Below are 11,538 nucleotides of genomic sequence, written 5' to 3' on the forward strand. Positions count from 1 at the left end.
TCTTCTTTTTGTTTTAAATTCGGATTTTTCTCTTCAATATTTTGTTCCGCAAGTGCAACAGCTTCCTCTAGCACTTCTTCTAATAAAATAATTCTGCCCTTACGCGTCGACATTTTCTTACCATCTTTTAATATGAACCCGAACGGTACATGTTCCATCCCATCAACCCAGTTATAGCCAAGCTTTTTTAATACAGTGAAAAATTGATTGAAATGCAAGCTTTGTTCGGGTCCTACTACATATAAAGCTTTATCAAATTCGTATGTGTTTTGACGATACAATGCCGCTGTTAAATCACGTGTTGCGTAAATGGTAGCACCATCTGATTTTCTAATTAAACATGGCGGCATACCTTCTTCTTCTAAATTAACGACTAATGCCCCTTCTGATTCTTCCAGTAAGTCGTGCTCTTCTAAAATCCCAATAAAGTCTTCCATTTTATCGTTATAGAAAGCTTCTCCTTGAAAGTTTGTAAATTCCACACCGAGAAGTTCATAAATACGAGAAAATTCTTTTAAAGACTCATGACGGAACCAATTCCAAAGTTCGACTGCTTCTTCATTTCCTTCTTCTAGTTTTTTAAACCATGATCGCCCTTCTTCTTCTAGTTCTTTGTTCTCTTTTACTTCTTCATGAAACTGAACATATAACTTAAATAACTCACGAATTGGATCCTCTTTAACTACTTCTTCATTTCCCCATTTTTTATATGCGGTAATTAACTTTCCAAACTGTGTTCCCCAATCCCCAATATAATTAATTCCGACAACTTCATATCCACATTTTTCGGCGATATGTTTCAGCGAATTACCGATCATTGTAGAACGTAAATGCCCCATTGAAAAAGGTTTCGCGATATTAGGAGAGGAATAATCGATAACTACTGTTTTGTTACATCCAAAATGATTTTGACCGTACTCTTCTTTCTCCACTAAAATTGTTTTTAATACTTCATCACTTACTGTTTGACGATTAAAAAAGACGTTTACATACGGGCCAACAGCCTCTATTTTCATAAAAAATGGGTCATTTAATTTCTCCGCAACTTCCTTTGCGATCGCAGCTGGTGATTTTTTATATTGCTTCGCTAGTGAAAAACATGGGAACGCTGCATCTCCGAATTCATCTTGTTTTGGTGTTTCGATTAAATCTAAAATTTGATTTTGCGTTAATTCATTCGTAAAAATATTCGATAAACTTTTCGCAAACTGCGTTTTATAATCCATACTACAACCTCCTTATTTTTTAAACACAAAAAACTCGTCTCTAAAAAAGAGACGAGTTTTAACCCGTGGTACCACCCTTGTTGTTCATTCCGAACCACTTTCCCGTTTATAACGAGGACAGGGGGCCTCGGCTTACTCTACTATTCGTTCAAGAAGCGTCTCCGAAGTGCGCTTCATCTTTTTCTTCTGCACTAGGCTCACACCATCCCTAGCTCGCTTTCCTTCTGAAAAAGACTACTCTCTTCATCACCGACAGTATATTTAATTAATTATTGCTTATTATACATCTTTTCAAACAATTAGCAAGGGGCCATTACACCGAAATGAAATTTTGCACTTTTTCTTTTGTATACGTGAAAATTGTGCTTTTCAAATCTAGAACTACGGAAATGATCTTTCAGAACGACACGTTTTCTCGCCACACGCTTCGCTTCCGCAATTGTTTCATCAGTAATATCATGATACAAAGCGAAGTGTTTTAATCCTTTAATTCCATCTGATTCGATAACAGTTTCTTCAAACATCGGATCAAGGTAAACAACATCATAACTATTATCTTCACATTGCGTTAAAAATGCGAAATGCTCCGTTTGCTGTACATCGATTCTTTGCATCGCCCCATCAATTTCAGAAACGGATGAAGACCATGTTTGCAAACCTTTTTCCATTATGTAAGCCATATATTCGTTACCTTCAAGTCCTGTTACTTTTCCACTTTCACCAACAATATAGCTAGCAACAATACTATCTGATGCCATACCGAGCGTACAATCTAATACTGTCATTCCGCTCTCTAATTTGGCAGCTTGTATAAACGGATCATGTTCTCCGCGCATTAACCTTTTCACACGAAACATTGCTGAGTTTGGATGAAAGAAAAACGACTCTTCCGTACCCTTTGGATAAATAGCTAATCGGTTTTTCCCTACAATCAGCACATCTTGTTCATACTGCTCATGCAGTTTGTGCACAGGTATATCATTACGTAAAACGAAAGAACAATTTAATTCTTCTGCTACCTTATTTGCATAAGCTGTCATTTCTTTATTTGTTCTTCCTGCTGTTGTTACTATCATTTTTTCACCTCTATATAAAGAAAAGAGGGAGATTTACTCTCCCCCTACTTTAGCAATTCTTTTCGAAAGCTTGTTCTAAGTTTGTAATAATTTCGTCCATTGTTGCGCCTTCAATTTCATGACGGTGAATGAAGTGAACAACTTCTTTTCCTTTTAGTAATGCCATAGATGGTGAAGATGGAGGGATTTCTCCAAAGTATTCACGCATTTTCGCAGTAGCATCTTTATCTTGACCTGCAAATACAGTTACAAGATGATCAGGTTGTTTTTCAGCACGTACAACCGCTTGACCTGCTGATGGGCGTGCTAAACCAGCTGCACAACCACAAACAGAGTTTACAACTACTAAAGTTGTACCTGATGCATTCTCCATAAATTCTGTTACAGCTTCTTCTGTAGTTAACTCTTCAAATCCAGAACGCACTAATTCTTGGCGCATTGGAATTACCATTTGGCGCATGTATTCTTCATATGCATTTGACATCTTATAATCTCTCCTTCAACTTTCATTCCAACTTCATCATATCACGCGCTTTTAATAGGTGCAAAAGAAAGATAGTGATGATTTCATTTTTTTGTAGGGATTTCACAAACCCCTTCACGGCAGTGTCCAACTGGGACAAGTTTTCTATTGTTGGCAATATAATCGTATACTTTACTTCCAAATCCAAGTACGATAGATAATTTTATAAACGGCACTGCAAACCAATAAGATGGAACGGCCTTTGCTAATACGTTAATGCTATGAATTCCGTCATACCACTTATTATTTTTTAAAATATACAATCTCTGTTCCATCTTACTTTGTAATTCTTGAGAAAGTTCATACTTCTCAACTACATCTTCATCTCGAAATGAAACAAATTTCATCGTACCCTTTTTATCTAATTTTTCCGTACGCTCTGCAACTGCTGTACACATCGGACACCAACTATCATAGAAAACAATCATAAACTATTCCCCTTTACGAGACTCCGTCATTTGCTTCCATACTGATCCTTTTGCTTCTTCGCCACCTTCAATACGTTCTAAAGCTAAACGTGCTTGCATTGCTACTTCAAACTCTGGATCATCTTCAGCTGCTTTTAATGCCGGAATTGCACTTTCATCACCAAGTTCAAATAAGAACATTGCTGCACGCCAGCGTACTAATTTACTTGAATCTTTCAGAGATTTAATCATAACGAACATCGCTGCTGGGTCACCTACGTCTGATAAGCAATCTCCTGCTGTACGGCGAACACTTACAGAACGATCTAATAATGCTTTATATAATAACGGCAATACGCCTTCACCTTTTACCATACCTAAATAAGCTGTTGCTAGGCGGCGGATAGATACTTTCTCATCATCTAACGCCATTTTCAATACTGGCATATCTTCTTCAGTAGGATCCATTTGTTCTAAAGCTGCAAAACGGTTTTTCCAGTCGGAATCTTTCATCATCTCTTCTGTTACTTTATATGGCTCACGCTTTTGAATCGTTACTTCAACAGCACCTGCTTGATCTAATAATTCTTTAACCGTTTCATTTACACGATCTTCTGAATAAGCAGCAACAATTTCTTCTACTACTTCTTTCCCGATTTCTTCAAAATTACCGTAACGTGTACTTTGCTCTACCCATTTGCGCTCTTTCACAACGTTAGGTGCAGACATTTGCACTTTCATAATGGATTCTTTAAAACGATCAGGTAAGCCTACACGCTCTTCTGTCGTTCCATCTGTTAACTTCACTTGCATCGGAATAGTAAAGAACATTTGAACAAACACTTTCACTTCTCCAAAATGAGAAAGTTGTTGTTCTTCGCTTTCTTCCACTATTTCTTCACCAAAAACGGCACGAACTTGTTGTAATAAAACTTTCCAGTCATATTTCGCATTACGCTCTACTGCTAAAAAGTCTGCTACATGATACACACCTTTAATACCTTCAATTTTCAAAATTTCTTGCACTTGCATTGGTGCTTGTTCTTTATTTTCATTTGTATAATTATTTCGCGCTCCTGATGGTAATACTTCATTCAAAATAACTTTCATTGTATTTGGACTTGGCGTCGGTTCAATTGCTTTAATCTTCACGTAAAAAACTCTCCTTTATTGCGTGTTCTTAGCTGTATTGTAACATGTTACCCCTTTATACTCCTACTCGGATGCTTAATTTTGCTGATTTCTTCCCAGCATCATACTTTTTCATTCTTTCTCTTTCCACCTAATCAATCCGAAACTATCATTAAAATTCTAATATTATTGCGATGCACCCTCCCGCCTTCTCTCCAAAAATGTAATGCTCTCAATTACAACTTCAGTTCTATATATTCTCTTTCCTTGTTCATCATCGTAATTACTCGTATGAATACGCCCGGTAATCCCAACAAGTGAGCCCTTCGTACAATATTCTGTTACATTTTCAGCCGATTTTCGCCATATCACACAATTTATAAAATCGACTTGTTGTTCACCTAAACTATTTCGAAAACCTCTATTCACCGCAACACATATTCGTGCATAAGCGACTCCTTGTTTTGTGTAGTATAATTCTGGCTCCTTTGTCAATCTACCGATTAATACAACTCGATTCATCATAAGTTATACCACCTCACATATTTTTCTTCATTGTAAGGAAAAATGTTGGAAGGGTAAAAAGTACAAAACGGCATGTTTGTAAATAAAAAGTATTACTTTATATCTTACAAAACTAAAAAAGAAACCCTACATAGTTTAAACATGTAAGGTTTCCAAAAATATTATACTTCACTGCAAGATATGTAATATCCTCCGCGATCCATCTTTATTTCAGCGCAGTACATTACATTTTCCAAGTTAAAAATAATCGGTTTAACTTTACTCTCAAATTTTAATTTCCCATTACATTCAGCCGCATATCCTTCAATAGCTGAACGAATGACTTCTGCTGATGGATATGTTAAAGCGTCATCTAGTTCTATGAAAAAACTTTTAGAAAATAGTTTTTTCATAATCCTTTTTTCTCTTTCATCATATTCCATCCCCCTTCAATTTAAGTCGCCAACATCCATATTTTCAATTTATCTTTGAAAACAAAAAAATCCTGCACATTTCATGCAGGATTTTTTTATTAGTCATTTTTCGTAAAGTAAGAAACAAAACGAAGAATTTCTAAGTATAGCCATACTAGAGTCATCATTAGACCCATTGCACCGTACCACTCCATATATTTTGGAGCTTGGCTACGTGCACCGCTTTCGATTAAATCGAAATCTAGTAATAGATTTAATGCAGCAACTACAATAATAACTGCACTAATGATCATACCAATTGTTCCACCTTGGTGAATATATGGAACAGTAACACCGAACATGTTTAGTAAGAATACGATTAAATACATAACCATAATTCCCATTGTCGCTGCTATTACACCCGTACGGAATTTATCAGTTACTTTTACTACGCGCGTTGCATACAACACTAGCATTGCAAATAGAATTGAAATTGTTAGTAAGACAGCGTTTAAAACGATAGTATCGCCAAATTTCATTGTATAAATCGCTGAAATACTTCCTAATACAATCCCTTCTACCGCTGCATAAATCGGTGCACCAATTGGTGATATACGCGGGAAGAAGATAGATGCAAATGCGACGATTGCCGCAATAACTAAAGCACCAATTAATACTGGCATTTTCATCGTATTATTTGTCATCTGTATGTATGAATAGACAGACGTTGCAAGAAGCAAGATAAGCATGATAAACGTTTTGCCTACTGTTCCACCAATAGTCATCGCAGAAGCACTTGCTCCCTCTTTACGAAATGCGTCTTTTTTCAACATTGGATTAGATGTTCTCATTTTTTCCCCTCCTAAAATAGGTTCTACCAATAGTGTAAAGTTTTTCTCTTTACTTTTCAATATATGCAGCTTGTTTTTATTTTAATCCTTCAACAATGTCTGATAGTTCGCTCCATCTTTCCATCGTTTTTTCTAGCTCTTCTTCTGTTTTCTGCTGTGCTTCAGATAATTCTTGTGCCTTTGTGAAGTCAGATCCCACTTTCGCAAGTTCTTCTCCAATTGACTCAATTTTCTCTTCTAGTTCGGCAATTGTATCTTCAATTGTTTCCCATTCACGCTGCTCATTGTATGAAAGTTTACGTTTACGTTGTTGTTTTGGAGCTTCTTCTACTACTTTTTTCTCTTTTTGAACTTCCGCCTTCTCAATAAGTTCTTTCGTCTTTTCCATTTCTAAATAGTCCGTATAACTACCTAGGAATTCACGCACTTCGCCCTCGCCACTAAAGATGAACAATTCATCTACTACTTTATCTAAGAAGTAACGGTCATGCGATACAGTTAAAACGACACCTGGGAAATCTTCTAAATAATCTTCCAGTACTGTTAATGTTTGTGTATCTAGATCATTCGTAGGTTCATCAAGTAATAGTACGTTTGGTTCTCCCATTAAAATACGTAATAAATATAAACGTCTTCTTTCACCACCAGATAGTTTACCAAGCGGTGTACCATGTGAATGTGTCGGGAATAAGAAACGTTCTAACATTTGAGATGCACCAATTACTTTTCCGTCTGTCGTATGAATAACTTCTGCAATCTCTTTAATGTATTCAATCATACGCTGATTTAAATTCATCTCTTCATTTTCTTGCGTATAATAAGCAACTTTTACAGTTTGTCCTACTTCAACTTCACCACTATCAGGAGATAACTTGCCTGCAAGCATATTTAATAGCGAAGATTTCCCGCTTCCATTCGCCCCAATAATTCCGATACGATCGCCTGGTTTCACAATATGATTAAAATTATGTAGTACCGTCTTATCGCCAAATTTTTTCGTTACATCTTTTAACTCAAGTACTTTCTTTCCTAGACGACTTCCACTTAGTGCAATATCAACTGATTGCTTCGCTGCTGGTCCTTCTTGTCCCTTCAGCTCATCAAAACGCTGAATACGCGCCTTTTGTTTCGTAGAACGGGCTTTTGCACCACGGCGAATCCAAGCAAGTTCACGACGATATAAATTTTGGCGTTTGGATTCTTGTGCCGATTCTTGCTCTTCACGAAGTGCTTTCGCTTCTAAAAATGTACTATAGTTTCCTTCGTAGCTATATAGTTTACCGTTATCTAATTCAAAAATACGGTTTGTCACACGATCTAAGAAATAACGATCATGGGTTACAAGTAATACCGCACCTGTATATCTTGCTAAATATTCTTCTAACCATTCAACTGTCTCATGGTCAAGATGGTTCGTAGGCTCGTCTAAAATTAATAGATCAGGTGTTTCAATAAAACATTGTGCCATTGCGATACGTTTTTTCTGTCCACCAGATAGGTTTCCAACAGTTGCAGTAAAATCTGTAATTCCTAATTTCGTTAAAAGAGATTTCGCATTTGCATTTGCTTCCCATGCACTCATTGCATCCATACGTTGCTGTACGGCAAATAATTGTTCCTGTACTTTTTCATTACTTGGATCTTTTTCGATATTTAATAACGATTGTTCATAATCACGAAGCAGACGAATTAAAGGTGTATCACCATGGAACACTTGCTCTAATACTGTTAGTTTTTCATCAAACTCTGGTTGCTGTGATAAATAACTAATTGTATAACCACGTGAATGCGTCATATCACCTGTATCAGGAGTTTCTAATCCTGCAATTATTTTTAATAATGTCGATTTACCAGTACCGTTTACACCAATAATTCCGACACGTTGTCCTTCTGTAATACTACATGATAATCCATCAAATAACGGTTTTTCTCCGTATGATTTCGATAAGTTCTCCACAGTTAACATTTTCATATTTGTGCATTCCACTCTTTCATAAATTGTTCAATAAACTCTTCCATATAACGATGACGAACTTCAGCCTCTTGTTTTGCTGCGTTCGTGTTCATTAAATCTTTTAGTTTTAAAAGTTTTTCATAAAAATGATTTAAAGATGGATCATTATTTTTTCTATATTCATCTTTCGTCATCACTTCTCGAGGAGGGATAGTTGGATCATACATTAATCTCCCTTTCGCTCCTCCGTATGCAAATGTACGAGCTATTCCAATTGCACCAAGAGCATCTAAACGATCCGCATCTTGAACAATTCTACCTTCAAGTGACTCAACTGTGCCACCATGACCACCCTTATAAGACATATTGGCGATGATATGAAGAACATGTTTACTGTCCTCTTCTTCAACACGTAACTCTTCTAACCAATCAGAAACTTTTTTCATTCCTGCTTCTTCACTCTCATTTAACTTCTCATCTGCTACATCGTGAAGTAATGCTGCCATTTCAATTATAAAACGATTTCCCCCTTCTCGCTCAGATAAAGAAATCGCCAATTTATGTACGCGTTCAATATGATACCAATCATGCCCACTCGCATCTTTTTCTAAAATATGCTTTACGAAAGTTATTGTTTTTTGAATTTTTTCTTGTTTTATCATTTTATCTTCACCCAGTTACTTATTGTAACACGCCCGCATTTTTTCATCACATATTTTCTTGTCTGCCCATACACTAGGTGGTAGGCATCATTATGAAGGAGGAATAAACATGTTCTATAATAATCAACCGCCTTACCCACAACAACCTTTTTCCCCTCAACATCAGGAACAAAGATATGCTGAACAGTATGGGGAGGAAGAGACACAACATCAAGAGCCTCAATACGAACAAAATCCATACGCAACACCGCAAACTCAAGAAACTGAATATCAACAAAATCCATATGACACACGTCCAAATTATGAATATCCTCAAAATCCATATGCAGCACCGCAAAATCAAGAACAGCAAAATCAACAAAATCCATATGACACACGTCCAAATTATGAATATCCTCAAAATCCATACGTAGCACCACAAAACCAAGAACAACAATATCAGCAAAATCCATACACAACTCAGCCACAACAACCGCAATACCAACAACAAATGTATCAACCAAGCTACGACGCACGTGTCTCACCGCCAACTATCGATCCTACGCAACCGCAAATTTTACCGCCTGGACCAACATTCGATATTACACAGCCACAAATTTTACCACCAGGACCTATTACAGAACCAACGCAACAACAAATCCAGCAAGTTGTCGGTACACAGTTTTTACCTTTAAAGAAACCTGTATTAGATTTCGTAAAACCTTGGGTAGATTACGGTTTAAATGAAGCGAAACATACATCACATAAACATGCTTTAACAGAAGTTGCTGCGATTATGTTTTTAGTTGGTAAAGGATTTAATCCTACGATTGCGCATTATATTGTAGAATCTTGGGAGAAGAATGAGCAGTTTTAAGGTTGTTTATTTTGTATAACACAAAAATATAAAAGTGCTATAAACGCCCATTAAATAAGCGTTTATAGCACTTTTTATTTATTGCACTATATTTCGTTATAAAAATTCACTTCATATTTTCTCACGTATTTTCATAGCATTTGTGAGCAAAATATGAGCGAAAAATAGTCCTTTAATTAAACTGTATTCACTAAAAAAAAATTGAATTTTATTTAAGTATTATGCTTGATCTGATTGTAGAACATGTAATGGAGGCGGAATAATCCAACCTTTTTTCTTATTCAGACGAAGTAATATAGCTCCAGCTTGTGCTTTTTTCATATGAAATTGACCAAACATCATTCCAACATCTTCTCGAAGAGATTGTCCCATAGCTTGACTACATGCTACTAACCCAGCAGCAAGATCCATAGAAACTTTAGCTGCAATTTCCGCATCATTAATACGAGCACCAGGAGGAATCGTTTCAATAGATGCAACTGGTCTTTCTGGAGGTGCTGGTGGTAATGCAACACCATTCAATTTTAATATATTTTTTAATTCTTCAACTTCTGATTGAATATCATTCTCTACAAGGTTTTCTAAAAATTTCTTTAAATCCTCGTCTCCTGTGTGGTTAATAAGAACTTGATATCCAGCAATTGCGCCTTGTGCCGCTGCAAGGTAACTCCAAATCCCAAAGACTTCTCCGTAGTGCATTGGTTCATTTTGTGGATTTCCACTTAAAATACCCATAAAAATATTCCTCCTTAAAGAAATTAAACTTTTAGCAACAATACTTACTATAGAAAAAATTTTCCTAACCATGTTCTGGATTAAAGAAAATAAGTTCTTATAACTCATAAGGAACACCTTACCCAAATATAGTAATTACCTCTCATAGAATGTACCGTTACCAAAAATTTATTCTTATAAAGAATAAATATATTTCAATTAACTTAATCCATTATTATAAGTACTTTTAATAGTAAAAATTAAAGACGTCTATCATAATTTCAATTCAAATGGTTTTATGTATTTTCAACCGAATATTGTCTAAAGGAACTGGAGACATTACTAAATACGAAAGGAGGGAAAACCATGAAGAAAAAACTTTCATCTATTTTAGGTGCCCTATTACTAACTATTATGGTTTTTGGTACAAGTGTCCATGCTGAATACGATGGGTATAATACGGATAGAGTTAACAATAATAATATTACAACTCGCGTTAATGACAATAACATGAATAGAGTTAATAATGATGTGAGAACTCGAAATGTAAATACGACAAATGATTTAAATGATAATCGTGATAAAAATAATAATTGGGCTTGGCTTGGTTTATTGGGACTAGTAGGATTATTTGGTCTTAGAAAAAAAGACAAAGATCCAGAAACACGTTAATGTAAAACATTGCATTTAATTTTAAAAGATATTTATTTATCAAAAGGATGCAAAACGAATAAATTATGAATCGCCTTTAATAAGGCGATTTTTTATTTTTTAAAATCAATAATGATGTCACTTTACTCATAAGTTGGCCGAAAATTTTAATAAGAAGCATTATTTTTCCACAATTAAAAAGAACCATAACCTTGCCAAAACAGCAAACTTATAGTTCAAATCACACAAAAGTTGCTTATTGCTATTCTAGTCTACGTTGCCTCGCTTAAACGAAAACTAGTATTATCCGAATAAATAAGTAAAGTTGTAGTTTTAAGACGAAGTGCTACCTGAACCGCCAAGTAAACCACCAAGGGACTTTATCAACTTTTTCAATACTGGTGTAATATCTTCTTCGGAAGTTATTCTAATACACGGTAATTCAACTTGGAGTTTCGTTCCCAAAAGAACAACTGTAATTGGAACTGGAATTGAAACACAAAGAGCTTCGTTTCCATCACATTGACACTTATATTGTTGCTGTTGCTGCAGTTGTTGCTGCTGTTGCGG

12 protein-coding genes, 2 pseudogenes and 1 other annotated feature are annotated in these 11,538 nt (G+C 35.7%); of the genes and pseudogenes, 2 read left to right on the forward strand and 12 right to left on the reverse strand.

What is annotated here, in order from left to right; genetic code table 11:
* The 10 genes and pseudogenes from argS to V7038_RS20430 form a co-directional block, all read right to left on the reverse strand.
* The coding region (argS, locus tag V7038_RS20385) for an arginine--tRNA ligase (RefSeq protein WP_335695569.1) at positions 1-1,226 on the reverse strand (1,226 nt) is incomplete at its 3' end.
* A gap of 44 nt (positions 1,227-1,270) precedes the next feature.
* Positions 1,271-1,485 (reverse strand) — a binding site (T-box leader).
* A 40-nt stretch (positions 1,486-1,525) separates the two neighbouring features.
* Entirely contained in the window at positions 1,526-2,302 is a 777-nt protein-coding gene (locus V7038_RS20390; protein ID WP_070139222.1) for a class I SAM-dependent methyltransferase, read from the reverse strand.
* A gap of 49 nt (positions 2,303-2,351) precedes the next feature.
* Positions 2,352-2,786 carry a BrxA/BrxB family bacilliredoxin gene (locus V7038_RS20395; protein WP_000063703.1) on the reverse strand — a complete coding sequence of 145 codons (435 nt, stop codon included), beginning with the start codon at positions 2,784-2,786 and terminating at the stop codon, positions 2,352-2,354.
* 83 nt (positions 2,787-2,869) lie between these two features.
* Complete coding sequence (locus V7038_RS20400) at positions 2,870-3,253, reverse strand: thiol-disulfide oxidoreductase DCC family protein (RefSeq protein ID WP_002158060.1); 384 nt, start codon at positions 3,251-3,253, stop codon at positions 2,870-2,872.
* A 3-nt stretch (positions 3,254-3,256) separates the two neighbouring features.
* Positions 3,257-4,384, reverse strand: a complete 1,128-nt coding sequence (locus V7038_RS20405) for a conserved virulence factor C family protein (RefSeq protein ID WP_002200678.1) — start codon at positions 4,382-4,384, stop codon at positions 3,257-3,259.
* 165 nt (positions 4,385-4,549) lie between these two features.
* Complete coding sequence (locus V7038_RS20410; protein WP_328052747.1) at positions 4,550-4,888, reverse strand: single-stranded DNA-binding protein; 339 nt, start codon at positions 4,886-4,888, stop codon at positions 4,550-4,552.
* 161 nt (positions 4,889-5,049) lie between these two features.
* A pseudogene (locus tag V7038_RS20415) lies at positions 5,050-5,303 on the reverse strand (DUF4318 domain-containing protein).
* A gap of 96 nt (positions 5,304-5,399) precedes the next feature.
* Positions 5,400-6,131 carry a Bax inhibitor-1/YccA family protein gene (locus V7038_RS20420; RefSeq protein WP_002158065.1) on the reverse strand — a complete coding sequence of 244 codons (732 nt, stop codon included), beginning with the start codon at positions 6,129-6,131 and terminating at the stop codon, positions 5,400-5,402.
* 76 nt (positions 6,132-6,207) lie between these two features.
* Positions 6,208-8,103, reverse strand: a complete 1,896-nt coding sequence (locus V7038_RS20425) for an ABC-F family ATP-binding cassette domain-containing protein (RefSeq protein WP_002158067.1) — start codon at positions 8,101-8,103, stop codon at positions 6,208-6,210.
* Positions 8,100-8,747 (reverse strand): HD domain-containing protein, encoded by a 648-nt coding sequence (locus V7038_RS20430; RefSeq protein ID WP_335695570.1) that lies wholly within the window; start codon positions 8,745-8,747, stop codon positions 8,100-8,102. The genes V7038_RS20425 and V7038_RS20430 overlap by 4 nt, the downstream gene beginning before the upstream one ends.
* Positions 8,748-8,856: 109 nt before the next feature.
* Here V7038_RS20430 and V7038_RS20435 point away from each other — a divergent pair, with 109 nt between their 5' ends.
* The gene (locus V7038_RS20435) at positions 8,857-9,603 is read left to right on the forward strand and encodes a hypothetical protein (protein WP_335695571.1); all 747 of its coding nucleotides are present in this window, start codon (positions 8,857-8,859) and stop codon (positions 9,601-9,603) included.
* A 219-nt stretch (positions 9,604-9,822) separates the two neighbouring features.
* Here the strand turns inward: V7038_RS20435 and V7038_RS20440 are convergent, their stop codons facing one another.
* Positions 9,823-10,338 carry a DUF3231 family protein gene (locus V7038_RS20440; protein WP_000512143.1) on the reverse strand — a complete coding sequence of 172 codons (516 nt, stop codon included), beginning with the start codon at positions 10,336-10,338 and terminating at the stop codon, positions 9,823-9,825.
* 345 nt (positions 10,339-10,683) lie between these two features.
* On the opposite strand from V7038_RS20440, the gene V7038_RS20445 reads away from it, so the two are divergent.
* Complete coding sequence (locus V7038_RS20445) at positions 10,684-10,989, forward strand: WGxxGxxG family protein (RefSeq protein ID WP_131231123.1); 306 nt, start codon at positions 10,684-10,686, stop codon at positions 10,987-10,989.
* 312 nt (positions 10,990-11,301) lie between these two features.
* On the opposite strand, the pseudogene V7038_RS20450 reads toward V7038_RS20445, so the two are convergent.
* Positions 11,302-11,538, reverse strand: a pseudogene (locus V7038_RS20450) (hypothetical protein); the annotation flags it as partial.

Origin of the sequence: Bacillus sp. JJ783 (genome assembly GCF_036963225.1) — a bacterium.
Taxonomy (GTDB): Bacteria; Bacillota; Bacilli; order Bacillales; family Bacillaceae_G; genus Bacillus_A; species Bacillus_A cereus_U.

Excerpts from the sequence above, each read along its gene's own strand:
- V7038_RS20435 (WP_335695571.1), top strand. The coding sequence starts at position 8,857 with ATGTTCTATAATAATCAACCGCCTTACCCACAACAACCTTTTTCCCCT.
- V7038_RS20395 (WP_000063703.1), bottom strand. The coding sequence starts at position 2,786 with ATGTCAAATGCATATGAAGAATACATGCGCCAAATGGTAATTCCAATG.
- V7038_RS20410 (WP_328052747.1), bottom strand. The coding sequence starts at position 4,888 with ATGATGAATCGAGTTGTATTAATCGGTAGATTGACAAAGGAGCCAGAA.
- V7038_RS20400 (WP_002158060.1), bottom strand. The coding sequence starts at position 3,253 with ATGATTGTTTTCTATGATAGTTGGTGTCCGATGTGTACAGCAGTTGCA.
- V7038_RS20430 (WP_335695570.1), bottom strand. The coding sequence starts at position 8,747 with ATGATAAAACAAGAAAAAATTCAAAAAACAATAACTTTCGTAAAGCAT.
- V7038_RS20425 (WP_002158067.1), bottom strand. The coding sequence starts at position 8,103 with ATGAAAATGTTAACTGTGGAGAACTTATCGAAATCATACGGAGAAAAA.
- V7038_RS20445 (WP_131231123.1), top strand. The coding sequence starts at position 10,684 with ATGAAGAAAAAACTTTCATCTATTTTAGGTGCCCTATTACTAACTATT.
- V7038_RS20440 (WP_000512143.1), bottom strand. The coding sequence starts at position 10,338 with ATGGGTATTTTAAGTGGAAATCCACAAAATGAACCAATGCACTACGGA.
- V7038_RS20390 (WP_070139222.1), bottom strand. The coding sequence starts at position 2,302 with ATGATAGTAACAACAGCAGGAAGAACAAATAAAGAAATGACAGCTTAT.
- V7038_RS20420 (WP_002158065.1), bottom strand. The coding sequence starts at position 6,131 with ATGAGAACATCTAATCCAATGTTGAAAAAAGACGCATTTCGTAAAGAG.